Below are 25,940 nucleotides of genomic sequence, written 5' to 3'. Positions count from 1 at the left end.
TTATTCATCAGAACTCTCATTACAGCTTTCATTATAACTGCTGTGCCAATATAGGTGCGGTTCGCAGGCTCACCAGCACCCTACAGGTTGGCGCGTTTTTATTGCGATTGAGAGCATGGATTGTCGATGAGTAGGGGGCGGTGAAGAATGAACCGCACCATGGGTATCGATTATTCATCAGAACTCTCATTACAGCTTTCATTATAACTGCTGTGCCAATATAGATGCGGTTCGCAGGCTCACCAGCACCCTACAGGTTGGCACGTTTTTATTGCGGTTGAGAGCATGGATTGTCGATGAGTAGGGTGCGGTGAAGAATGAACCGCACCGCTGGTGCTTCTTAAATTCTTTGCTTCTTAAATATCGGTGCCGTAAAAAAACGCCTCCAATGATTATTGGAGGCGTTTTTTGTTTATAGCCGAAGCAAATTTTAGATCTGGCTGAGGAGCTCTTCTAACTTCACTTGATCGGCGGCAAAGTTGCGAATTCCCTCGGCAAGTTTTTCCGTTGCCATGGCATCTTCATTCATCGCCCAACGGAACGCTTGCTCGCTATTTTCCAGCTTGGCCTCATTGCATAGAGGATTGCTGGCAAACAGTTTCTGATCCAGTGGTAGCGGGGTATCGGCCAGTTCTGAGATCAAGGCTGGGCTAATGGTCAGGCGATCGCAACCTGCCAGTTGGCGGATCTCTTCACTATTGCGAAAGCTTGCACCCATGACGACAGTGTTGTAACCGTGATGTTTATAGTAGTTGTAGATACGGCTAACGGATTGGACGCCAGGGTCTTTCGCGCCGCTGAAGTCGGTGCCTTGAGGATTATGCGCTTTATGCCAGTCAAGGATACGGCCAACAAAAGGCGAGATTAAAAAGGCGCCGGCATCGGCACAGGCAACCGCCTGAGCGAAACCAAATAGCAGTGTTAGATTACAGTTGATACCCTCTTTTTCTAACTGTCGAGCCGCTTCGATGCCTTCCCATGTTGAGGCCATTTTTATCAGCACTCGATCATTGCTGATGCCTGCCTCGTTATATAGGCCGATGAGTTTTTTGGCTTTTTCGATGGTTGCCGAGGTATCAAAGGAGAGTCGTGCATCGACCTCAGTGGAGATGCGTCCAGGGATCAGAGAGAGAATTTCACACCCGGCTAACACCGCCAGCTTGTCGGTCATATTGGCCAGTTGTTCGGCTTCGCTGCCACCTTGGCTCAGTGCCCAGCTTTTGGCCTGTTCAAGATAGGGGCGGTAAGCCGGATCATGACTGGCTTTCAGTAGCAGTGAAGGATTAGTGGTTGCATCAACGGGTCTCAGATCTCTGATCGCATTGATATCGCCAGTATCGGCAACAATGGTGGTCATCTTTTTGAGCTGATCCAGCTGGCTTTCCATGTTTAGTATTCCTTAATCTTTTAGATAGATATGACTTTATCAACGGCACGTTTTAACACATCGACATCGGCACCGGCTTTATGGGCATTCTCACTCAGATAGCGGCGAAATTGACGGCCGCCGGGTTGACCGTGAAACAACCCTAGTAGATGGCGAGTGATATGTCCTAGATAGCAACCCTGTTTTAATTCGGCTTCGATATAGGGGTACATCTGCTCGATAATCTGTAAGCGGGTTTTTACCACTGCATCAGGCTGATAAAGGGCATCAACTTCCGTCATCATATAAGGGTTGTGATAGGCTTCGCGGCCAATCATGACACCATCAACATGCTGTAAGTGTGAACGGCTTTCTGCCAGCGTTTTAATGCCGCCGTTTATCAGTATTTCCAGTTCAGGAAATGCCTGTTTAATCTGATAGACCCACTCATATTTTAGCGGCGGTATATCCCGATTTTCTTTTGGGCTTAAGCCTTGCAGTATCGCCTTTCTGGCGTGGATTATAAAGGTTTTGCAGCCAGATTGACTGACCGTTGCGACGAATTGATGAAGCGCTTCGTAGCTATCCATATCGTCGATTCCCAAGCGGTGCTTAATGGTGACGGGTATCGTTACGGCGGCTTGCATGGTTGCGAGGCATTCAGCGACTAATTCAGGGTGTCCCATGAGGCAGGCACCGATCATATTGTTCTGTACCCGGTCGCTGGGACAGCCGACATTGAGGTTAATTTCATCGTAGCCGGCATCTTCGGCCATTCGACTGCAGAGCGCCAGTTCTTCCGGTTGACTGCCGCCAAGCTGAAGGGCAAGGGGGTGTTCCGGCTCGCTATAGCGCAGGAACCGTTGTTGATCACCGTGAATCAGTGCGCCGGTGGTTACCATCTCGGTATAAAGCACAGCATTGTCGCTGATGAGACGGTGGAAATAACGACAATGTCGATCAGTCCACTCCATCATCGGCGCAACGGTGAATGTTCGGTTAAGTTGTGGAGTCTGTTTTTCTACAGTCATGTTGAGCATCGGGCCTAAATTAACGGTCAGCATTTGGATATTTCCCGCATCAGACTGCTGAGATCCAGTTCCTGCAGTTCTGCCAGTTTTTGAATATCAATTTGAGTGCGGGGAGTTTACAGGCCGTTTTCATGGCCTACTTTTTATCTGCGGTATTTTGGGTCAAATTTTTTCAGCAGATTATTTAATTGTTCCAGTCTGAGCAAGTTCATCTGCTTTATTGCTCAGCAGCGGATATTATAATTTTCCAGAGAGAAACGATTCATCCCTACGATTCTGCGGTGAAGGCAGATTATAACTACATCCATTGTCGACAGCACAACCGCTGACAGAGTCAATCTTTCACTTGCTGCTAAGTGCGCTTTGAGTGGCCTGTGCGGGACTAACTATAGCATTCAACGGATTGCTTTTTAAGCGGTTAATGCTGCGATGAGATCTCTAGAGCCGCTTTTACGGTGGGGTACTATCACCGAAGCGATTTCGGCGCGGCCTTTTGCTGAAAACCGATACGGTTCGAGGGTTTTGTTGCGGCTGCGAGCCTGTCTCTAGCCCCAGTGAAGTAAGAGTAAAGCTAGGCTTCTTTGCATCTTTGTTAAGCGGTGCTGCTTGTCGTAGTATGGTCATTATTTTCATGTTTTAATGTTTGTTTCGCAAATCAAAAGTAGTTGTATCGATGTATCAGATTAAACGAACCGGTGTTAAACGTTTTTATTTTGCCACTAAATATTCACTTCAGGGGATCAAAGCGGCTTGGGTAGAGGAGCCCGCATTTCGCTATGAGGCAACGGCCGCTGTTGTGTTACTGCCGGCGGCTTTCTGGCTGGCAGAATCGGGTATGCAGTTAGCCTTGTTGTTAGCCTGTTGTTTTCTGGTATTGGCGTTTGAGATTGTTAACTCGGCGATTGAAGCCGTGGTGGATCGTTGGGGGCCTGAATATCATGAGCTAGCGGGGCGGGCCAAGGATATGGGCTCCGCCGCGGTGTTTATGATGTTGAATATGACCTGGGTAGTGTGGGCCGGTGTTGCTTGGGATAACGGTTATTTAGATTTTATCCGAGCATTATTTTAGCTGCGTTTTTAACCCACCTATCTCAGCATGCTTCTGATTTCAGGCAGACAAGAACCGCAGTTGCTGCCACATTTTAGTTGTGTGGCCAGTGCATCGGTGCTGTTTGCCCCCTGACGGATCGCTTGGCGAATGGTGTTTTCGCCCACTTCAAAGCAGCTGCAGATAATGGCTCCACCGTCATCACTGTTATCCATCGGTTTGCCGCCGAGCAGTGACATCCGTTGTGCGGCTGAATCGATTGATTGTTCAAACTGCTTACTCAGCCAGGTGCTGCTGGGCAGGGTATCTGTGCTGGCAAAAAAGAGTAACTCGGGACGCTGTTGCTGAAAACTAATCAAGCGATAGTTTGATGCGCTGTTCAGTTCGATCCGGTCATCACCGGGTTGTATGACCTGTTGCAGCCATAACGGCCAACTTTTTGGCTGCTGTAATCCGGCCAGTTCATAACGAAAGCCAGTTGACAGTGGCACTTTGCACCAATACTCACAAGGTAGGCTGGTTAATTCATTCTGACTTATCAGTACGCCGCGCCAAGCGGTGTCGACCTTACGCAGTGCGACGGGACAATGTTTGGCTTCCGGCTGACCTGAAATTGGGTCTTTGATAGAGGCAAACAGACTATCAACACGGGCAGCGGAGGCAAACTGTGCGGTCCAGTGAATCGGCATAAAGAGTGAGCCCGTTGGCTGGTCTGCGGTGAGTTTGGCTTTTACGAGGCAGCGCCCTTGTGGGCTGCTGATCTCAACCAAGTCGTGTTCCTCGATGTCATAATGTTTAGCATCTTGTATCGACAGTTCGACATAGGGTTGATCTATATGGTTGAGCAGGCGACTGGCTTTGCCGGTGCGGGTCATGGTGTGCCATTGATCGCGTATCCGACCGGTATTAAGCACTAATGGGTATGCTTTTGAGACCTGATTGAGTGGCGCTTGAGGGGTAATGGGCAGCATGCGTGCTCTGCCGGATGGGGTGTTAAATCGGCCATCGGTGAAGAGCCGAAGAGGGCCGTTTTGTTGCCCTTTTGCGATGGGCCATCTAACGGGTTGTAGTTGGTTATATTCTGTTTCTGATAGTTCAGATAGCCCTTCAATATTAAAAAAACGCTGGCCATTATTTTGATAGCCTGACAACTTTGCGTGCTCGGCAAATATCTCTCTCGGCGAGGTAAATGCAAACCCCTCAGCAAAGCCCATCGCCTGTGCTACGGCACAGATTGTCTGCCAATCGTGGCGGCTGTTGCCGGCGGGGGAGAGAAAGCTTTTCTGGCGGGAGATAACCCGTTCGGAGTTGGTGACCGTGCCATCTTTTTCTGCCCAGCCGGTGGCGGGGAGCAGAACATCAGCACAGGCGGTGGTATCGGTTTTTGCTATGCAATCGGAGACGACCACTAGGTCACATTTATCTAAGGCGCGACGGATCATATCAGCGTCGGGCATGCTGGCCACTGGATTGGTGCCGATAATCCAGATCGCTTTGATACGGCCTTCATCGATGGCTTGAAACATATCCACGGCTTTTAGGCCTTCGGTACGTGCCATATGCGGCGCTTGCCAGAATGTTTCCACCCGCTCGATATTAGCTGGATCACTAAAATCCATATGCGCAGCCAGTTGATTAGCCAAGCCGCCGACCTCTCGACCACCCATGGCATTGGGTTGGCCGGTAATGGAGAAAGGTGCGGCACCGGGTTTGCCGATTTTGCCGGTGGCGAGATGGCAGTTGATAATGGCGTTGCCCTTATCTACACCGGAGGATGATTGGTTAACGCCCTGAGAGAAGAGTGTTACCACTTTGTCGGTGTGGCTAAACCATTGGTACAGTTGACTGAGATCCTGTTCGTTTAAACCACACAGTTGAGCGGTTTGTGACAGGTTGGCGGTGAGTGAGTTGGCCGCTTGTAGAGCGTTTTCAAAGCCTTCGGTATGCTGTGTAATATAGTCGTTGTCCAGCGCGTCATGATCAGCTAGATAGCTCAGTAAGCCGGTAAATAGATAACCATCGCTACCGGGTTTGAGGGCGAGGTGGAGGTCTGCCATATCGCAGGTGGCGGTTCGGCGGGGGTCGATCACGACCACTTTCATGTGGGGACGTTTCTTTTTCGCCGCCAAGATGCGCTGATAGATCACGGGATGCGCCCAAGCGGTATTGGAGCCCACCAGTAACAACAGATCGGTCAGTTCTAAATCTTCATAACAAGCCGGCACTAGATCGGCACCAAAGGCGCGTTTGTGAGCCGCCACCGCCGATGACATACAGAGGCGTGAATTGGTATCCACATTGGCGGAACCGATAAAGCCTTTCATCAGTTTATTGGCGACGTAATAATCTTCGGTGAGAATCTGGCCGGAGAGGTACAACGCCACCGAGTTGGGTCCATATTGTTCAATGGTGTTACGAAAGCCCTGCGCGACATGGTTAATAGCCTGATCCCAGCTAGCGGTTTGACCGTTGATCTGAGGTTCTAGTAGCCGTCCCGTTAGGTCGGTGGTTTCATGCAGGGTGGAGCCTTTAACACAAAGGCGCCCATAGTTGGCAGGGTGGTCCTTGTCGCCGCTGACCGCAATCAGTTGATTATGACTGACGGTGGCGTTAACGCCACAGCCAACACCGCAATAGGGGCAGGTGGTTTTTACCTGACAGGTTTCCGGGTTGGCTGTATGGGTCATGGACTAGGCTTCCTGTTTGACTGTGATATCAATATGTTTAAAGTGAGGTTAAAACAGCACTTCAACTTGACCCTTTTCGATACGGGCAGGCCAAGCTTGAATCTGGGTGTTGTCATCCTCTAAGCAGCGGCCAGTTTTAAGGCAGAAGTGCTGTTTATACACCGGTGAGGCGACAAACAGTTGATCATCCTTAGAGCCAACTAATCCCCGTGACAGTACGTTAGCTTGGCTGAAAGGATCGTGATTAGACACCGCGAACACCGCCTGTTCTTTTTTGATATAGAACAGGGCTACTTGGGTGTCTTGGATCAGTGCACAGATACCCGAATCGGCAACGAGGTCTTGCTGTTTGCACACGGGGGTCCATTGGGTATGGGTTGTCATGGTGATATCCTCTTGTTTAGCTAACCAGCTTGATCGGTTCGGCCTTCAGGCTGCTTTTTTCGCTGGCTGTCGCTGGGCGAATCTGTTGGCGTTCTTCGACAAAAACGACATTGTTGTCCGGCGCATCGGAGTTAACGAAATGGCGGAAGCGCTTGAGAGCTTCGGGGTTTTCAAGGGTGGTTTTCCATTCGCATTGATAGCTCGATACCACTTGTGCCATCTGTTGTTCTAGCTCTTCACCTAAATTCAGGCTGTCGTTGATCACCACCTGACGCAGATAATCTAATCCGCCCTCCATATTTTCCATCCAAACGGAGGTGCGCTGTAGGCGATCGGCGGTTTTGATATAAAACATCAATACCCGGTCGATGTAACGGATCAGGGTATCGCGATCGAGGTCGGTGGCAAACAGGTCACCGTGGCGGGGTTTCATCCCACCATTGCCGCAGACATAGAGGTTCCAGCCTTTTTCGGTGGCAATAATACCGATATCTTTACTTTGAGCTTCGGCGCACTCGCGGGTGCAGCCAGACACCGCAAACTTGATTTTATGAGGCGCACGCAGGCCCTTGTAACGGTTCTCTAGATCAATTGCGAGCCCCGCACTATCATCGACGCCAAAGCGACACCAGGTGCTGCCAACGCAGGATTTAACGGTACGCAGCGATTTACCATAGGCGTGGCCGGTTTCGAACCCCGCCTCAATCAGAATTTTCCAGATCTCCGGCAACTGCTCTAAGCGAGCACCAAAGAGATCGACCCGCTGACCGCCGGTGATTTTGCTATAGAGGTTGTACTGTTTGGCCACCTGACCTAAGACGATCAGCTTGTCAGCGGTGATCTCACCGCCCGCGACGCGTGGCACTACTGAATAAGTGCCATCTTTTTGCATATTGGCCATAAACGTATCGTTAGTATCTTGCAGGCTGACGTTCTGCTCCGTGAGGATATAATCGTTCCAACAAGAGGCCAGTATGCTGCCCGCAGCAGGGCGGCAAATTTCACAACCGTGACCCTTACCATGTTTTTCTAACAGCTCATCAAAGCTGCGGATCTCTTCGATGCGGACAATGTTGTACAGATCTTGACGGGTGTAAGGGAAGTGTTCACATAGATCACGGTTAACATCGATGCCCATCTCTTCGAGCTCATGGTTCACGAGGTCGGTTAATAGGGCTGAACAGCCGCCGCAGCCGGTGGCCGCTTTGGTGCTGCCTTTGACATCGGCTAAGGTACAGCAACCGCTATCCAGTGCGGCGCGTATGTCGGACTTGCTGACATCATGGCAAGAACAGATCTGCGCGGTTTCCGGCAACGCGGCAACGCCCAGCCCGGTTTGTTCATCATCCCCCCGATTGGGCAATATCAGCGTATCAGGGTATTCCGGCAGGTGGATGCCGTTAAGCATATATTGCAGCAGGGTACCGTAGTTTTCGGCTTCGCCCACCAGAATGGCGCCGAGCAGCTGTTTACCATCGGCCGAGACTACCAGTTTTTTGTAAACCTCTTCCCGTTCATCGACAAAACTGTAATTACGCGCACCGGGCGTACGGCTATGGGCATCACCGATACTCGCAACATCAACGCCCATGAGTTTGAGCTTGGTACTCATATCGGCGCCGGTGAAACTATCAGCACCGCCGGTTAGGTGAGAAACGGCGACTTTAGCCATCTGGTTACCCGGTGCCACTAAGCCAAAAATCTGTTTATTCCATAGAGCGCATTCGCCGATCGCATAGATCGATGGGTCTGAGGTTTGGCAGTGGTTATTGATAACGATACCGCCGCGTTCACCTACCTCGAGTTCACTTTGACGGGCCAATTCATCCCGCGGGCGGATACCGGCGGAAAACAGAATCAGGTCGGTTTCCAAAACCTCGCCATCAGCAAAGTTCATTTTATGGACACAGTGTTCACCATCATCGATCAGTTGGGTATTTTTTTCGGTGTGAACACTAACGCCTAACGCTTCGATTTTTTGCCGTAGCATCGCACCGCCGCCATCATCCAGCTGTACTGCCATCAACCGTGGGGCAAATTCAACTACATGGGTTTTTAGACCGAGATCGGTGAGTGCTTTTGCGGCTTCCAGCCCGAGTAAGCCGCCGCCGACCACCGTGCCGACGGTGGCGTTTTTGGCCGCTGCTGCGATCGCGTCCAAATCATCGATGGTGCGGTATACCAAGCATTGCTGGCGATCATGACCGGGCACGGGGGGGACAAAGGGATAAGAGCCGGTGGCCAGCACCAGTTTGTCATAGGGCAGTGTTTGACCTTTATCGGTGGTCACCGATTGATCGGCACGGTTTATCGCGGTAACCGTTTCGCTGGTGAGCACATTGAGCCCCCAGCTGCGGTACATCTCTGCGTTGCCCATAGCCAGATCTTCGGCGGTTGCGCCTGAGAAGTAAGCACTGAGGTGAACACGATCATAGGCCAGTCGGCTCTCTTCACAGAAAACGGTGATCTCAAAGTTATCCAGTTGATCACTGTCTGCCAAACTCTGCAGAAATTGATGGCCAACCATACCGTTACCGGCGATTATCAGTTTTGTTTTATTCATGAGGTCGCTCCTGTTGCCAAGCTTAATGGGGCTGCCGTGTCAGTGTTGACAGCACCAGCAGGGGTTAATTGGGCGATGGCGTCACCATCGCAGTAACGTCGACCGAAAATGAGGTCGGGGACTAGCTGTTGTACTTTTGTTTGAGACTGAATCAGTTCGAAATACCAGTTACCGTCGTTAACCGCGCCAAACAACACAGCGCCGGTGAGTCTCTGGTGGCGGAAAATAAGCTTGCGATAGACGCCGTTGGTTGGGTCTTGGCAGATCACGGACTCGCTTTCTGGGTCATCAAGAAACTCACCGGCTGAAAATAGGTCGATACCTGATACCTTGAGTTTGGTGGCGCAGGGCTGAACCCTAAAGCGCTGCCCGGGTAGGTTGCATAGCCGGTTGGCCAGTACGCTGGCTTGATCCCAGAGTGGGGCGACCAGTCCGAAGGTGTGTTTACCAAACTGGGTGCATTCGCCCAGTGCATAAATATTCGGATGAGAGCTTTGCATCTGATCATCAACCAGAATGCCTCTATCGCAAGCAAGTCCACTGTTCTGCGCTAGTTCGTGGTTCGGGGAGACCCCGATAGCGATAACGGCCAGCCCGGTGTTGAGCGTTGTACCGTCGTCAAGCACAATTGTGCGAAGAGCGTTGGTTGTGTCAGAGGCGTGCCGCTGCTCGCCGTTAAAGTAGCTGATTTGCGCCTTTAGTTTGAACTGGATGCCGCGGGCTTCTAGTGATTGTTGTAGGAGTTTTCCGGCGGCTGGGTCGAGTTGTCGATTCAGCAACCAGCCAGCGCGATGGATAACGGTTACATCTAAACCCTGTTGACGTAAACCCCAAGCGGCTTCGAGTCCGAGTAAGCCACCGCCAACCACGGTCGCATGCTTGATGGTTGAAACTCGCGCCATGATTCGATCAATATCATCGAGGTTACGAAAGCTGAGAATGCCATCGAGTTCACAGGCTTGCGCCACGGGCGGCATCACCGGATTGGAGCCGGTGGCGAAGACGAGCTCATCATAGCTAAACGTCTGACCACTCTGACAGGTGAGGGTTTTATCCTCTGTCGCGATGCCCACCACGGGATCGCCGCTATGCAGGGTGATATTGTGTTGCTGATACCACTGCTCTGAATGCGTGATTATCTCGTCCGCCTGCATTTCACCCGCAAGCACGGGGGAGAGCATAATGCGGTTGTAGTTGGCATAGCCTTCTGCGCCAAACACGGTGATCCGGTACTGATCCGGATTCCGTTTTAGAATCTCGTCCAGCAAACGACCACAAGCCATGCCGTTACCGATAATGATGAGATGAGCTTTAGGCATAAAAAAATCCAAAAAAAAATGGCATTCATCAACCAGTACAAGTGCGAAGTACTGGAGGATGAACACCATTGTCCAAAAAAAATATGAGAAGCCTAAGATAGGCACGTAGTATATAGCAGGGAGTGTGCCGTAAATTTAAATTATGTTATTTTTCAATTAGTTACGTTTATTTTTGTTGGGATTATATATTCTATTTCTGTTTGTTTGCACTGCGTTGGGGCGATATGGCGTCTATTTTTACGTAGATGCACATTAAGGAGTCTTTGTTGAATATGTGCTTAAAGAGAGTGAGTATTGTTTCTGTGATCGCTCGTCGTGCTAGTTGTGGTTAGTGTTGCTTTATGGGTTTTGCTGTTGCTTGAGGCCGCGCTGAATTTGATGATTGTGTACGAGCAGCGATAAAAAACCCGGCAGAAGCCGGGTAGAGGGACAGCAGGTGAGAGGGTTAGGCTGCTTGCTCATCCGTGGAGCTTGTTTTAGTGGTTGGCGTGGTTGCCTCGGGGCTATCAGTTGTTGTGCTGTCAGTCGAGGTATGTTGCTTAGTGGGTTTAGTGGGTGCTTCACCAGGTGTTCGCTGCTTTTCATAAAGAAAGCTTAAAACAGCCGCGCGATAATGGTTGTATTGCGGATCATCGGCCAGTTCTAATCGATGCCGTGGCCGTGGCAGTTTGACCTCGAGTATTTCGCCGACGGTGGCCGCGGGACCATTGGTCATCATGACGATGCGATCTGACAATAACACGGCTTCATCAACATCGTGGGTAATCATAATTACGGTGTTATTGAGATCCGCTTGAATCTCCATGAGTGAGTCTTGCAGGTGAGCACGGGTTAGTGCATCCAGTGCGCCAAAGGGCTCATCCATCAGCATCACGGTTGGCTCCATCGCCAAGGCGCGAGCAATACCCACACGTTGTTTCATGCCACCGGAAATCTCGTCTGGGCGTTTATGCATAGCGTGATCCATATGCACCAACTGTAGGTTGTATTCGATCCACTCTTTCATTTCCGCTTTGGTTTTGGTCTTTTTAAAAACCTGCTTGACCGCCAGTTCGACGTTTTCATAAGCGGTTAACCAAGGCAGTAACGAATGGTTTTGGAATACTACCGCGCGCTCTGGGCCGGGCTCGTTAACTTCTTTGCCATCTAACAGAACTCCGCCTTTAGTCGCCTGATATAAACCAGCAACAATGTTTAGAACGGTGGATTTGCCACAGCCAGAGTGTCCGATCAATGAAACAAACTCACCTCGATCGATCTTCAGGTTGACATTACTGAGCGCCTTAAAGGGGCCATTGGGCGTCGGGAAGTCGATATCGACGCCGGTGAGCTCAAGGTGTTTAGTGGTGGTCATCATTGCTCTCCTTAATGCTGCCTTTAGCGTAGTTCGACAGATTTATCCCAAGATACTTTTTTCTGTAGCATCAACATGATGCGATCAAGCATAAAGCCGATAAGACCGATCACTAGTACCGCCACCATGATGCGGCCGAGTGAGTTAGAGCTACCATTTTGAAACTCATCCCAGACAAATTTACCAAGTCCTGGGTTTTGCGCCAGCATCTCGGCGGCGATCAACACCATCCATGCGATACCCAATGAGAGTCGAAGACCGGTGAAGATCATCGGAATGGCTGAGGGGATAACAATCTTGATAACGTGTGTTAGCCAAGAGAGTCGCAGCACCTTGCTGACATTATTAAGATCGGCGCTGATTGTTGATACGCCAACCGCGGTGTTGAGCAGTGTTGGCCAGAGGCAGCACAGGGATACGGTGATCAGCGAGGTAATAAAGGATTTGGCAAACATCGGATCATCACTGACATACACGGCACTGACAACCATGGTCACTAATGGTAGCCAAGCCAGTGGAGAAACCGGTTTAAACAGCTGAATTACTGGGTTAAACGCACTATAAAGGGTTTTATTGAGGCCGATCACTATCCCCGCCGGAATAGCAATGAGCGAGGCGGCAAAAAAGCCCGCTAACACGGTAATCAGACTGGTGCCAATTTGATCGATAAAGGTGGGTTTGCCAGTGTAAGGGCGAGTTTTAACCACGGCGTCGGGGTTTTTCTCCAACTTTGCCGCATTACGGACCTCTTGGCGTTGATGGAAGGCCACCTCTTTTTGCCGCTCGCGGTTATGCTCTGATAACAGATTGAGGCTTTGCTCATAGACCTGTGTGGGGCCGGGGAATTCGCCCAGAGAGGTGTGGATATTGCGGGCGGCGATATTCCAGATAAACAGGAAGATCAAAATGCCGCTCAAGGGAACCACTAGGGCTTTGACTAGCTGGGCTAGGCTCAGCTTTTCGGGCAACCCCAGTGGTTTTAATAATTTTAGTGCGATGCTGCTCATAGTAAATCTCCAACGGGTTGCCCAAAGACAACCCTTTGGTTTTTATCGAATGTTTTCGTGCACTAGGCCACGCTAGGAACGTTTAAAGCTGAGTATCGGGTTTTAGGCCGATTTTAAACTTCGTCAGGTATTGATTGGGTTGTGTGCCATCGTAGGTGATGTTATCGATAAAGTGAGTTTGCGGCGGTTTGAAGCCGGATTCCGCTGCAAAATCAGGAAATTCGCTGCTGTCGATCTTACCTTCGGCGATCAGTTCTTGAGCGGCTTGGGCATAGATGTCAGGGCGATAAACCTTTTTCGCGGTCTCCATAAACCATTCATCCGACTTGGGTTCAGCAATCTGGCCCCAGCGGCGCATCTGGGTGAGATACCAGATAGCATCGGAATAATAAGGGTAGGTCGCGTTGTGGCGGAAGAATACGTTGAAGTCGGGGACTTCTCGCTTATCACCCTTTTCATATTCGAAGGTGCCGGTCATCGAATTGGCAATCACTTCGTAATCTGCACCAACGTATTCCGGCCGTGAGAGAATCTCCACCGCTTCTTTTCGATTACCGTTATTGTTCTCATCTAGCCACTTGGCAGCACGAATCATCGCCTTCACAACTCTGATATGGGTGTTAGGGTATTTATCAGCCCAGCCTTTAGAAACACCGAAGACCTTCTCTGGGTTATCTTTCCAAATCTCATAATCGGTCACGACGGGGACGCCGATACCTTTAAATACGGCTTGTTGGTTCCATGGCTCACCGACGCAGTAGCCATAGATCGTACCGGCTTCCATAGTGGCTGGCATCTGCGGCGGAGGGGTCACGGATAGCAGTGCATCAGCATCGATCTGGCCAGAAGAGTCGCCTTTATGGGGGGCATAAAAACCGGGGTGAATGCCACCGGCCGCGAGCCAGTAACGCAGCTCATAGTTATGTGTTGAGACCGGGAAAACCATGCCCATATTAAACGGCTTACCTTCGGCTTTATAAGCGTCGACAACCGGTTTAAGCGCATCCGCTTTGATCGGGTGAACCGGTTTTCCATCGGCGCCTTTGTCGATATAGGGTTTCATCTGTTCCCATATATCATTGGACACGGTGATTGCGTTGCCGTTCAGGTCCATGCTGAAGGCGGTAATAATATGTGCTTGTGTGCCGAAGCCGATAGTCGCACCTAATGGCTGACCGGCCAGCATATGGGCACCATCGAGCTGACCATCAATCACTCGGTCGAGCAATACTTTCCAGTTAGCTTGTGCTTCAAGCTGAACATATAGGCCTTCATCTTCGAAATAGCCTTTCTCGTAGGCAACCGCCAGTGGCGCCATATCCGTGAGCTTAATAAAGCCGAACTTCAAATCTTCTTTCTCTGGCTCACCAACGGTGGCTTGGGCAGAACTCAGGGTTAGCAAACTACCGACCGCGGCAGCACCGAGGGTATTAACCGCCTGTTTTAGCAGTGTGCGGCGTCCCATCATTTTAGAAAGCAGTGTACGAGTCATGTTGTGGCTCCTGGGTTTACGAAAACTAATCAAAAAAAAACGCCTGCCCCTTCCGATAAAACTATCAGTAAGAGCAGACGTCGTTGTCATGTGTGAAACGCGAGTGATGCGCTTCATGGGTATTATATTTATTGACATAGATAAAGCAGACACTGTGCCAGCTTTTATAAAATACTTTATTAACAAGTACTTATTAATATTTATGCCGTTAGATTAATCATTGGACGGTATTAATCGCACTCAAACGGTGCTGTTTGCGGCGTTTGGCACTCAAACAGCGCTTGAGTGTGAGCCCTATTAAGCTCACGCCTGATTAGGGTCAAAAGTGCCGCCGTCGAAAAATCGATCGCTGCCCATCGTGACGACCCCCGCGGAGCCGGGTAATAGCCAGTCATCGTCATGAAAGCCTTCGGGTTTAAAATCGATCGTCGGATGAGAGATCTTCATTTTGTCCGCCACACTACGATATAGGTCGGGGCGATAAACTTGGCAGGCGATCTGTTTTAAATCGGCTTGAGGCTCTTTTAATTGCTGCCATTGGCGCATCTGCTTGAGGAACCAAAGCGCATGCGAGCGCCATGGGTAACTAGCGGCATAACGGTAAAAGTGGCGGTTGCCCTGTTTCAATTTTGGCTGCGATAGCATCGATAGCGCAGGGCCTAAATAGGCGTTGCCGAGTAAAATTTCCAATGCCTCGTCACTGTTTTGTGGCTTATCGAGCCATTCTGAAGCGCGTATAAGCGCGCAGATCAGCGCCTGATGGGTGGCCGGGTGAGCATCATGCCAGCTTTCTAATACGGCGAAGACTTTGTCGGGACAGTTATTCCAGATCTGATAACCGGAAATGACCGGGCTACCGATGCCCATCTCTTGGGCAACGGAGTTCCAAGGCTCGCCAGCACAATATCCATCGATTAAGCCTTTTTTCATAGTCACGGCCATCTGTGGCGGTGGCACAACCGTTAGATTGATATCGGTATCGGGGTTAATCCCCGCCGCACTGAGCCAGTAACGCAGTAGATAACTGTGCGCTGAATAGGTATACACCATCGCTAGGGTTATTTTGGGCCGGCCACTGGCTTTACGGCACGCTATGAGTTGTTTTAACCCTGCCGCCGAGCTGTCACTCGGATGGTGACCAAGTTCATCAATTTCCGCTAGGAGTTCGCGGGAGAGCGTGATGGCGTTACCGTTTAAACCAATACTAAAGGCCGTTACCATCGGCACCTTAGGTGATCCTAGTCCTAGTGTTGATGCCAGCGGAATACCGGCGAGCATTTGCGCACCATCTAAAAGCCCTAACATGACTTTATCGCGGATGGATGCCCAAGAGCCTTCACGGCTCAACTGAACATTTAGCCCAGCTTCACTAAAGAAACCTTTCTCTTTGGCGATCACCAGTGGCGCGCAATCCATCAGTGGTAGAAAGCCCAGGGTCAGGTCAGATTTTTCCGGCGTGTCCAGTGTTGGGCTGTGTATTAATGTCATAATGGTTGCCCTTGCTTAACTCAGCATCTCGAGTACTGAGATTATATTTTTAGCTATCTGTGTCATGGTTTTGCCTTGATCCATCGCCATTTTACGCATGGCGCTGTAAGCCTGATCTTCGGTGCATTTTTGGTGTTTCATAATCAGGCGCTTAGCTTGTTCTAGCTGTTTTCGGTCTTCTAATTCACTGCGGACATCATTGAGTTCGTTGCGTAGGGCTTGAAATTCTCTAAAACGAGCGGCGGCAACATCCATAATTGATTGAATTCGCTCGGGGCTCATGCCGTCGACAACATAAGCACTGACACCCGCCTTAATTGCTTTTTGAATCGTCTGACTGTCGCCCGATTCGGCAAACATCACCACCGGGCGGGGGATATGGCTGTTGAGAGTGGCCATGTGTTCCAGTACGTCACGGTCGGGGGAGTCTAATTCGATAATAATGATATCCGGACGGATCTGCTCTACCCGAGCGATCAGCCCTTCGGTATCGTGTAGGCGGCAGATAACCTCATAGCCCTGATCGGTCAAGGCCTGTTCCAGCAGTGCAGAGCGGGAGGTGTCCTTATCAATGACGAGCACCCGTTCTGGTTGTGATTGAATCGTGGTCATAGGGATTTTTCTTATAAAAGGTAGCCACGATAGTGCACTTAGCGTGCCAGCCCGCCAATAAAACGGTGAAAAAAGAGTATTAATGAGAGGGCGGCTACGCCGAAACCGTGATGTAGCAAGGGGAAGGGGATTCTGGATGCCTGATGACACATAGATGACCGGTGGTGCTGGTGGCGGGTGTGTTTTGCACTATCATAGTGCATTGGGTGCTGAAGGATCAGATGATTCCATGCTGATGTGATTGCTTAACCTTGAAGCTTGGGCTGTTTCCGTGGGCGGGTTTGCTGATTACGGTAGGCGCTTATCCGTCAAGCAGGTATAATGCCCGCAATTTCCCCTAAATCAGTCTGGATGCATATTTTCTGATGACCGTACGTACCCGTATCGCACCGTCTCCAACCGGTGATCCGCACGTAGGCACCGCCTACATCGCTCTGTTTAATATGGCTTTCGCTCGTCAGCACGGCGGCGAGTTTATCTTGCGTATCGAAGATACTGATCAGACCCGCAGCACGGCAGAATCTGAACAGATGATTCTTGATTCATTGCGCTGGTTGGGTCTTGAGTGGGCGGAAGGCCCGGATAAACCGGGTCCTTTTGGCCCTTACCGTCAAAGCGAGCGAGGTGATATTTATCAGAAGTACACCCAGATCTTGCTCGATAGTGGCCATGCCTTTAAATGTTATCGCACCTCTGCAGAGCTGGATCAACTGCGTAACGAGCGTCGCGCTGAAGGTTTGCAAAGCGCTCTGAAAGAGAGTGATTTGGCATTGCCAGATGACGAAGTCGCTCAGCGTGAAGCGGCGGGTGAGCCCTATGTGGTACGTATGAAAGTGCCGGAAGAGGGCGTTTGCGTCTTTGACGACATGTTGCGCGGTAGCATCGAAGTGGATTGGGCTCAGGTTGATTGCCAGATTCTGATGAAATCTGACGGTATGCCGACCTATCACCTTGCTAACGTGGTGGATGATCATCTGATGGAGATCACCCATGTATTGCGTGGTGAAGAGTGGATCAACTCCGCGCCGAAACACCAGTTGCTGTATAAATACTTCGGTTGGGATATGCCTAAGCTGTGTCATATGCCACTGCTGCGTAACCCAGATAAATCGAAGTTGTCTAAACGTAAGAATCCAACCAGTATCATCTATTATCAGCGTATGGGATACATGGCCGAAGCGGTGCTCAACTATCTTGCCCGCATGGGTTGGTCGATGCCGGATGAACGGGAAAAATTCAGTCTCGATGAGATGATCGAACACTTCGATATCAATCGTGTATCACTCGGTGGTCCGATCTTCGATCAGGAAAAACTCAGCTGGCTTAACGGGCTGTGGATTCGTGAAGAGCTGTCGGATGAGCAGTTTGCCGCAGCGTTTCAACAGTGGGCACTGAATCCGGAGTATCTAATGCAGATTATTCCGTTGATTAAGCAGCGTATCGAGAAATTCTCCGATGTTGCGCCCGTTGCTGGTTTCCTGCTCTCCGGTATGTTGCCGATCACCGAAGAAAGCTTTGCTCATAAGAGTCTACAGAAAGATGATATTCGCCGTATTCTGCAATTCGCCTCTTGGATGCTAGATACCGAGCAGAACTGGAATAAAGATCACCTGTTCGCCCAGTGTAAAGCCCTCGGCGATGCGATGGGTTATAAGGTGCGTGACTTCCTGTTCCCACTGTTTGTTGCGATTGCCGGCACGAGTGCCAGTGTCTCGGTGGTGGATTCTATGCAGATCCTCGGCCCAGATATGAGTCGCGCCCGTATTCGTCATGCACTCAATACCGTTGGCGGCCCTTCTAAGAAAGAGACCAAAAGCTGGGATAAAGAATATCGTGCTTTAGCTGATACGCTGGCTTAAACCGCGTTCACCGAGCATCTCAAGCCCTGCACTGCAGGGCTTTTTGCGTTTAAGGCTAAGTGATTGAAATAGCGTTAGCTTTTAGTCATGAAATTGCATGAAGTTTGCTTGACACTAGGTAGGGTCATCATTAATATAGCTGCCACTTGGTTTTGGGGCCTTAGCTCAGCTGGGAGAGCGGTTCGCTGGCAGCGAACAGGTCAGCGGTTCGATCCCGCTAGGCTCCACCAATTCCAACGTAGATCCGCGGTTCACGCGGCTTTCAGCGTACTGTAATTTGGTAAATCCCCTTTTGTGCAACCAACCTGTGATACTGAGGTTGTTTATGAGCGCAAAAATTCCCAATACATACCGTCGTAAAAATGGCATTTACTATGTCTGTTTTAGATGGCCTGCCGAGCTGTGCAAGCACTTTAACCTCTCAAACCCTTTAATTCGCTTCTCAACCAGCACCGCTAATGAGACTGAGGCCAGATGTCGTTCGGCTATTGTTAGATCGAATTATTATATGCTGATTGGTGCGCTTTCTGATTTGTTATATAATGGCGCGTCGTTATCTAACCCATCAAGGTTTTTGACTTATGTCATTCTTTATCTAAGAAGTCAGAAGCAGGAGTATCTAAACATGGTTATGAAGGAGTTCGAATATCCCAATGTAGCGACTAACTCCTCATCGACACCTGAAGAAAGTTCATCAGCAGGTGCTGTTGAAGTGACCACCGTTACCTCAAAGCAGCGCAATCCATTACCGGCAGGTGCTGTTGAAGTGACCACCGTTACCTCAAAGCGGCGTAATCCAGTACCGACAGACGCTGTTGAAGTGACCACCGTTATCTCAAAGCAGCGCAATTCATTACCGACAGACTCGCCTGATAATAAAATCATCATCGAAGATTTTCCTGATGGGCGTCGGAGAAAGTATTCGGATTTAACTGACCCTATTGCTGCTAATGCTGAGCTTGTTCAATTTGAACAGATGAGCGCTAAGCTTGGCGGTACGGGCGGGGGAATTGGCGGCGGGACTTCGTTGGGTGGGCCTTCAGTTGAGGTTGTTGCGGCACAGTTTAAAGAAGAAAAAAAGCGTGATGATTGGAGTAATCCTAAGACATATTCTATTCGTGTGTGTCGATTAGAAAGGGTTGTCGACTGGCTAGGGCGTAATAAAGATATAACAAGCCTTAAGCGAAAAGATATCCTTGAGGTTAGGAAAAAGATCCGCAGTTTAATTGAACCTGATCGAAAACGTCGTTCGCCGAAAGATGGAAAAATGTCATTGCATACGGCTAAAAGCCATATGCAAATTTGTAAAGCCTTGTTCGCTTATGCATCGGATGAAGACATCATTGAAACAAATATAGCGGCAGATGTTTTTTTGAAGCTATCAGGTTCATCAACGAGCAAGTTGTCCTATCTGCCTTACATGAAAGAAGAAGTGGCAGCGATGCTCAACGGCTATGTCTATAGTCGTCAGGAGCTTCCTCGGCAGCGAGATTTGATTGATGCGTTCTTCTGGCAGCCTTTCATCGCAATGTTTTCAGGTGCGCGTGTAGGCGAGCTTTGTCAGTTAACCATTGGCGATATCAATGTCAGAGATGTGGTTGATAGTAACGGTCATGTTAAAGGCCGGATTTGGTACTTCTGGTTAAACGATGAAGAACTCGCTCAGGCTTTGAAAACAGAATCGTCACGGCGAGAAGTCCCGATACATAGCGCTATTTTAAAAGCCGGATTTCTTGAATTTGTTGCACTACGAACACAGGAAGAGAAGGGCAATTTAACCAAGCCACTCTTTCTGAGTCCTGATAAGTCTAAAGATGTGAATGCTACTCGTGCGGTGGGGCGGTGGTTTAATGGTGAAACGGGGTTCAAAGGGTATCTAGACAACTTCTCGATCAAAAACCGAGATAGAAAGTGTTTTCATAGCTTTCGCCATACCTGTGTTAAAGCTTTAAGAAGTAAGCACTTTGATAACGAAGCGATAGCTGCGACGGTAGGGCATGAGCCGAACTCAATGACCGGTAAGTATGGCGATGGCTTTGAGCTTGAAACCCTGAAAGAGATCATAGAGCACATAGATTATGGGGTTAACTTATCCCATATTCATTTTGCTAACTACCTGCCTTACCAGCAATGCAAAGGTCAGCCGATTAAAAATCGACACTTAGCCATAGCTAGAACCAAACGAACGCTACCTGAAATATAGTTAAAATCCGTATTTAAGGCGGCATTTGCTGCCTTTTGTCTGTCTGGCTAACCAGTGTGATCGCTGTACTGTATGTAATATACAGTATGATTTGAACTGTTCTAGGAAAGGGGACACACTTAGTTTTCGTGCTTGCCTGTTTATTCGGTTGGTGATAGCTTAATCATAAACCAAATCAATAGGTTATTGATTTGGTTTGCAAGTTTATATGCCACTCGTTACCGAAATAGTGTGCACGCACGCTTTTCTGGAAGGGAATAGCCAAACTATGGAAGGTTTCAGAATGAAATCAGTTGGTTACAAGCAGAAGCCCAGAAGTTCTCGCCAGTATATCAGGCACTCACACGAATAAGCTGTTACATGCCCTACGAGGATTGAGAGTGGGTAAAAAAATTACAATATTTATGATTGATGGCGTGCCGGAAGGCGCCAAAACATATGAGATTGGGAATTGGTCAGGTAAGGCAATTTCCTGCCCTCGCTCTAATGCTAAATCCATTCTACTACGCGAAGAATTTGAGAACGCGGGAGTTTATTTTCTTCGATCGACTGCTGGCTCCTCAGATTATGATGATGCTATTTATATCGGGGAAGCTGAATCATTAGGTATAAGAATAAAACAGCATTTGTCTGGTGAAAAAGACTTCGACTCATTTATCTGTTTCTATTCAAAGGACGATATGCTAACCAAGGCACATATTAAGTACCTTGAGTCGAGACTAGTAACTATTGCGAAAGAAGCCAAAAGCTCTGAAGTATTGAATTCAAATCAACCAACGCTCTCTAAGCTATCCGAAGCTGATATCTCGGATATGGAGTATTTCATTGATCAACTTGCATTGATTCTTCCTGTTGCCGGGATTAGATCACTAATAAGCTCTGTGGCAAGCCAGGAAACAAAGACAAAATCCGAGAGTGGAAAGTTATATAGTTTGAAAAGCAACCGCCTGAATGCAAGCATGGTCGAAGTTTCGGAGGGTTATCTAGTTCGAGCTGGTAGCCAATTCGCCCTTGAAGAAACAGACTCAATAGCAGAGGGCTGGAAAAAGCTCAGGGCAAAACTGATAGATGAAGGGTTGGTTGATTCGACTGCTGAAAACGGTGTATTCCTAGAAGACGTTCTTTTTTCATCACCCAGCGCAGCCTCGTCAACTATATTGGGCGCCCAATCTCCTGGGCCCATAAGATGGATTGATGAAAATGGCAATACGTTCAAAGACAACCAAGAAAGCAGCATGTAACAAGTCAAAGCACGCGGACGCCGCTACGCTCCGCCGGTGTTTGAAGCGTTAAATTATTTGAGGGAAATTTGGCGAAAATATGAGGAAAATCAGCTACAACAAACGAAGATCAAAGTTTTATGATGCTTTAGAGTCACAGCTAGATTTAAGTGCTTTACTAGTTGGCGAACTTCTCAAAGTGAAGTTTAATGATCGTGGTTATGCATTAAGAGAAAGTGTTATTGTAATCGAAGATAACTGGTTTCTATGTGAATTTTCAGGTTCAGATATTACTCGCTTTCCGTCAAGAATTAAGGCTCTTGCATCCTACCTTAATAGTCTTGAGTTACATGGTGAGTTTGTTGTGTCTCATGAAGATGGTCTGTGTACTGTCCAACTGCTAAAAGCACATGAATCAAACCTAGATGTTGCAGCTCAGGCTTCGGTAACTGAGTCAACAGAAAGAATAGCATTAGCGTCTTCACGTATAGGTCAAGGTCGATATAGAAAAGACCTATTCAAAATATCTTCAAGTTGTCCTATTACTGGCACGACAGATCCGCGATTTCTTATTGCTAGCCATATTAAACCGTGGAGAGTGTCGACTAACCAAGAAAGATTAGATCCAGAAAATGGTTTCTTGCTTGCGCCTCATATTGATACTCTCTTTGATAAAGGCTACATCTCTGTCTCAGATAATGGAGAGTTAATGGTCTCAAGTACTGAAATTGAAGCACAATTGGAGCATTGGAGAGTCGACCTTAAAGTAAAAATTAGTGGCTTATCAGCTCGTAAAAAGACGTATTTGGCTTACCATAGGGAAGTCGTTTTTATACAGTAATTCAATGTATTGAGTACGCATAAATAAAGGGATTAGGTCTCGCATCGTGCATTTTTGTTCATAATGATCACCAAATGTAAAGATATACAGTATTATTTTGGCTTTTTAAAAAAAGGTGGCACACTGAGTTTTCAGTGCTTGCCAGTTTGTTCGGTTGATGATGCTTTAATCATCAATAAAATCAATAACCTATTGATTTGGTTTGCAAGTTTATATGCCACTCGTAACCGAAATAGTGTGCCCGCACGCTGTTCTGGAAGGGAATAGTCAAACTATGGAAGGTTTCAGAATGAAATCAGTTGGTTACAAACAGAAACTAGGTAGTTCTCGCCAGTATATCAGGCGCGAACACGAATAAGCTGTTATGCACCATACATAGGAGTACTACTTGGAAGAAATTAATATGCTTTCTGAATTTTGTTCCCTTGAAGATTATTTCAAGAAGAATGAAGATCTATCAGAGTGTCTTGGAAAAATTAATGATGGCCAATATCTATGTATCCGTTTAGATGGCATAGGTTTGAGTAAGAAGTACCTCAAGAATGAGCTTTCGAATAAGAAATTCGATGGTGCTATGTGGCAAGCATTTGAGTCTACGTATCAAGTCTTACGCAGAAAGGCTCCAACTGATGCTCAGAATATTTTCCTAGCAGCAGTAGTGTGCTCGGATGAAATATCAATAATTCTAAATTCACAAAAAAACTACTTTGACGGAAGGCTATTTAAAACAGTAACAACTATTGCATCAACATTCTCTTCCTTCTTCACTGGAAATGGATTCCTAGGGAAAAACAAGAAAAGCCAACGTATCGGAGGGGCATTTGATGGACGACCTTTGGTTTTCTCAAGCCTAAGTGAAGTTTCTCGATATATGTCACATCGCTACGCTATATATGTCAGAAATTCAGCTTCAAAAGCTTTAAGGTTGTCTGGTGTAGGCCCAGATGAACTGTATTCCGAGGAAAATTTTAACAACTTAGAATACTATAAAGAAAAGATAGAATCGCTCTCTATTCACGATTTATATAGTGAAATCCTAAGTAAACCTATAGTGTTCATTCCGAACGAGTCAGGCGAGCTGATGAACTACAGGTATAGCTCTGTGAGTGACTTTGTTGCTGGTGTCGACAGTGGAATTTATGAGTTTGATTCTTGGTTGTCAGATAAGTGTGCATAACAAGCAAAGGCAACGTCGCCCTTCGGGCTGGACGGCTTCGCCGCCGTTGCTCTGGGCGTTATAGCTTTAATTAAGAAAAAGGATGTTTCTATGGCAGATATTTTAACAACAGTATCAACGGCAATAATTCTAGCCACTCGCCTTCGAGAAATTGACAAGAATATTGAGGACGCCGAGTTCAAAAATTTGCTGGCTGATTTAAGCCTCGAACTTGCTGATGCAAAACTAAAAATCGCCGGTCTAGTTTCAGAAAATGCTTCATTGAAAGAAATGTTGAACGAAGTGACTAGTGCTACCGGTGAGTGTTGTCCCAGTTGTAATAACAGAACCTTTAAAATTATATCTACACGCCCACATCCGACTTTTGGCGATTTGGGTGCTAAAGAACGGGAGTACATGTGTTCTACCTGTGGCTTTGAAGAATCTAAATTGGTGGAGCCATAATAATCCACTGTAGTCGCTCGCAAACTCGCTGGGAAAATAACACGTGGGCTCAGTCGCTTCACTCCAATTTTAGCTCGCGTGTTATTGACTCTAACCGGGCCGTTATAAGTCACTAACCAGTGTGATCGCTGCAAACACTATAGTTTTATAGGCATTTCTGTATGAAATATGCAGTATGATTTGAATTTTTCTAGGAAAGGGGACACACTTAGTTTTCGTGGTTACCTGTTTATTCGGTTGGTGATACTTTGATCATCAATAAAATCAATAGGTTATTGATTTGGTTTGCAAGTTTATGTGCCACTCGTCACCGAAATAGTGTGCACGCACGCTTTTCTGGAAGGGAATAGTCAAACTATGGAAGGTTTCAGAATGAAATCAGTTGTTTACAAGCAGAAGCCCAGTAGTTCTCGCCAGTATATCAGGCACGCACACGAATAAACTGTTATATAGCTCTCAATATAGGAGGCGCATTTGAACCTTAATGATATTACTGAATCCGATGCAATTAAAAGTCTGATAATAGCTTCCGCACCAGAGAAGAAAAGTGAACTCCTAAGTCTTTGGGATAAGTACGAGCCAACGTTTAGCTTAAAAGGGGATTCACTTGGTTTCTCGATGAGTGTAATTTTTGATTCTGTTGTGTTTGATCACAAAACAATGTGTCAAATGTGGCTGCTTGGTTTTGCGGCACAAAAATCATTACATGCTCTAGGTGAGCTATCAAGTAATTCATCTGCACCCAACAGTTTATATTTGAAATATTCACAAGATTTTAATGTACTTGTAGATAGTGTTCTAAAACTAAAGTCTGTTGAGAGAGTTGAAGATTTTTTGTGGCCAGATAATACCCCCAAACCATACGATGGAAAACCTACTGATGTAGATGGAAGTATGGTTTTTGACCTTATCTGCATGTCAGGAGCGTATTGCTTCCTTCATGAAATCAAACATATTATGTTTGGTAAGTCTAACACTCAAATTTCAATTCATGATGAAGAAATGGAATGTGACCGATTCGCTAGGGAGTTTCTATTATCTGGAACTGCAGAGTACTCTATGAGTGAAGGCTATAATTCAGAACTTGTTTCTTCAAAACGAGCAATGAGCATAGCGTTATCATCATTTTTCTTGTTTGTTATTACTCCACGAGAAAAATGGGGGGCAACAGATACACATCCCCCAATAAAAGAAAGAATTCTAGCACTATCGGAATATACAAGTTTTGATGAAAATGATTATTTTTGGCAATATTTTTCTGGTTTGTCTTTGGCATTGGTAATGCGTAACCAGATACCATTAGAGCAACAAGTTGTAGTTAGTCATAAAGTATTTTGTTTGTCGATGATTGAGCTGTTGGATAACGCTATATAACAAGGGTTTTCAAGTCGGACAAAAAACAGTTGGCTTTGTTCGTTCCTCACAAATTGTAGCCAACTATTTTTAGGCGCTTAAAACGGCGTTAGCAAGCAAGGAGATCATTCAGTTGATAGCAATATATTCGAGAACCATATTAATTCTGTTGCTAGTTTCATTGTTTTCATCGGCTGCATTTGCAGCGGGAAAACCGTCTGAACTAATTCTTGTTATGCCAAATGAATTAGCTATGCCTGCTGATAAAATTCCCACAAAGAATCTATTAGATTTCTTAGGGATACCTCCTTTCGACAAGCTTGACTCTAACAAAACTTGGTATCACGCAAACGGCAAGCAAGCCAATATCGGTAGCACTTGGTATCACGCAAACGGTAAGCAAGCCAACATCGGTAGCACTTGGTATCACGCAAACGGTAAGCAGGCCAACATCGGTAGCACTTGGTATCACGCAAACGGTAAGCAGGCCAA

Annotated in this window: 20 protein-coding genes and 1 tRNA gene; 10 read left to right on the top strand and 11 right to left on the bottom strand. The window is 47.6% G+C overall.

Annotated features, from left to right (window positions below; translation table 11 throughout):
- Positions 1–430: 430 nt before the first annotated feature.
- Positions 431–1,387 (bottom strand): transaldolase, encoded by a 957-nt coding sequence (gene tal, locus KO512_RS15910; protein ID WP_215953337.1) that lies wholly within the window; start codon positions 1,385–1,387, stop codon positions 431–433.
- A 20-nt stretch (positions 1,388–1,407) separates the two neighbouring features.
- The gene (gene dusA, locus KO512_RS15905; RefSeq protein ID WP_436792282.1) at positions 1,408–2,430 is read right to left on the bottom strand and encodes a tRNA dihydrouridine(20/20a) synthase DusA; all 1,023 of its coding nucleotides are present in this window, start codon (positions 2,428–2,430) and stop codon (positions 1,408–1,410) included.
- Positions 2,431–3,070: 640 nt separating this feature from the next.
- On the opposite strand from dusA, the gene KO512_RS15900 reads away from it, so the two are divergent.
- Positions 3,071–3,466, top strand: coding sequence for a diacylglycerol kinase (locus tag KO512_RS15900; RefSeq protein WP_215953336.1), 396 nt, complete (start codon positions 3,071–3,073; stop codon positions 3,464–3,466).
- A gap of 17 nt (positions 3,467–3,483) precedes the next feature.
- Here KO512_RS15900 and KO512_RS15895 read toward each other — a convergent pair whose 3' ends face one another.
- The 9 genes from KO512_RS15895 to KO512_RS15855 all read right to left on the bottom strand — a co-directional run bounded on the left by KO512_RS15895 (position 3,484) and on the right by KO512_RS15855 (position 16,351).
- The gene (locus KO512_RS15895) at positions 3,484–6,132 is read right to left on the bottom strand and encodes a nitrate reductase (protein ID WP_215953335.1); all 2,649 of its coding nucleotides are present in this window, start codon (positions 6,130–6,132) and stop codon (positions 3,484–3,486) included.
- Positions 6,133–6,180: 48 nt separating this feature from the next.
- Complete coding sequence (gene nirD, locus KO512_RS15890) at positions 6,181–6,516, bottom strand: nitrite reductase small subunit NirD (protein ID WP_215953334.1); 336 nt, start codon at positions 6,514–6,516, stop codon at positions 6,181–6,183.
- A 16-nt stretch (positions 6,517–6,532) separates the two neighbouring features.
- Positions 6,533–9,079 carry a nitrite reductase large subunit NirB gene (nirB, locus tag KO512_RS15885; protein ID WP_215953333.1) on the bottom strand — a complete coding sequence of 849 codons (2,547 nt, stop codon included), beginning with the start codon at positions 9,077–9,079 and terminating at the stop codon, positions 6,533–6,535.
- Entirely contained in the window at positions 9,076–10,398 is a 1,323-nt protein-coding gene (locus tag KO512_RS15880; protein WP_215953332.1) for an NAD(P)/FAD-dependent oxidoreductase, read from the bottom strand. The genes nirB and KO512_RS15880 overlap by 4 nt, the downstream gene beginning before the upstream one ends.
- 445 nt (positions 10,399–10,843) lie before the next feature.
- A complete protein-coding gene (locus tag KO512_RS15875; RefSeq protein ID WP_436792281.1) occupies positions 10,844–11,755 on the bottom strand; it encodes an ABC transporter ATP-binding protein in 912 nt (303 codons plus the stop codon).
- 20 nt (positions 11,756–11,775) lie between these two features.
- Complete coding sequence (locus tag KO512_RS15870; RefSeq protein WP_215953331.1) at positions 11,776–12,759, bottom strand: ABC transporter permease; 984 nt, start codon at positions 12,757–12,759, stop codon at positions 11,776–11,778.
- 82 nt (positions 12,760–12,841) lie between these two features.
- Positions 12,842–14,251 carry a CmpA/NrtA family ABC transporter substrate-binding protein gene (locus tag KO512_RS15865; RefSeq protein WP_215953330.1) on the bottom strand — a complete coding sequence of 470 codons (1,410 nt, stop codon included), beginning with the start codon at positions 14,249–14,251 and terminating at the stop codon, positions 12,842–12,844.
- 303 nt (positions 14,252–14,554) lie between these two features.
- Positions 14,555–15,739: a CmpA/NrtA family ABC transporter substrate-binding protein gene (locus KO512_RS15860; RefSeq protein WP_215953329.1), complete on the bottom strand. Its 1,185-nt coding sequence runs from the start codon at positions 15,737–15,739 to the stop codon at positions 14,555–14,557.
- A 15-nt stretch (positions 15,740–15,754) separates the two neighbouring features.
- Entirely contained in the window at positions 15,755–16,351 is a 597-nt protein-coding gene (locus KO512_RS15855; RefSeq protein ID WP_215953328.1) for an ANTAR domain-containing response regulator, read from the bottom strand.
- A gap of 365 nt (positions 16,352–16,716) precedes the next feature.
- Here KO512_RS15855 and gltX point away from each other — a divergent pair, with 365 nt between their 5' ends.
- From gltX to KO512_RS15810, 9 genes are all read left to right on the top strand, one after another.
- Positions 16,717–18,210, top strand: a complete 1,494-nt coding sequence (gene gltX, locus KO512_RS15850) for a glutamate--tRNA ligase (protein WP_215953327.1) — start codon at positions 16,717–16,719, stop codon at positions 18,208–18,210.
- A gap of 154 nt (positions 18,211–18,364) precedes the next feature.
- A tRNA-Ala gene (locus KO512_RS15845) sits at positions 18,365–18,440 on the top strand.
- Positions 18,441–18,835: 395 nt separating this feature from the next.
- On the top strand, positions 18,836–20,413 hold the full coding sequence (locus tag KO512_RS15840) for a site-specific integrase (protein ID WP_215953326.1): 1,578 nt from the start codon (positions 18,836–18,838) through the stop codon (positions 20,411–20,413).
- 380 nt (positions 20,414–20,793) lie between these two features.
- Positions 20,794–21,654 carry a GIY-YIG nuclease family protein gene (locus KO512_RS20545; RefSeq protein WP_215953325.1) on the top strand — a complete coding sequence of 287 codons (861 nt, stop codon included), beginning with the start codon at positions 20,794–20,796 and terminating at the stop codon, positions 21,652–21,654.
- 79 nt (positions 21,655–21,733) lie between these two features.
- Positions 21,734–22,474, top strand: coding sequence for an HNH endonuclease (locus KO512_RS15830; RefSeq protein WP_215953324.1), 741 nt, complete (start codon positions 21,734–21,736; stop codon positions 22,472–22,474).
- Between the two features lie 388 nt (positions 22,475–22,862).
- Complete coding sequence (locus KO512_RS15825; protein WP_215953323.1) at positions 22,863–23,651, top strand: tRNA(His) guanylyltransferase Thg1 family protein; 789 nt, start codon at positions 22,863–22,865, stop codon at positions 23,649–23,651.
- A 90-nt stretch (positions 23,652–23,741) separates the two neighbouring features.
- Entirely contained in the window at positions 23,742–24,095 is a 354-nt protein-coding gene (locus tag KO512_RS15820; protein WP_215953322.1) for a hypothetical protein, read from the top strand.
- Between the two features lie 474 nt (positions 24,096–24,569).
- Positions 24,570–25,469: a phage exclusion protein Lit family protein gene (locus KO512_RS15815; protein ID WP_215953321.1), complete on the top strand. Its 900-nt coding sequence runs from the start codon at positions 24,570–24,572 to the stop codon at positions 25,467–25,469.
- Between the two features lie 112 nt (positions 25,470–25,581).
- Positions 25,582–25,940: hypothetical protein (locus tag KO512_RS15810; RefSeq protein ID WP_215953320.1), on the top strand; the 359-nt coding region annotated here is incomplete at its 3' end.

This window comes from Amphritea atlantica, assembly GCF_018860855.1.
GTDB lineage: Bacteria > Pseudomonadota > Gammaproteobacteria > Pseudomonadales > Balneatricaceae > Amphritea > Amphritea atlantica_A.
This window is presented reverse-complemented; position numbering and strand designations above follow the sequence as displayed.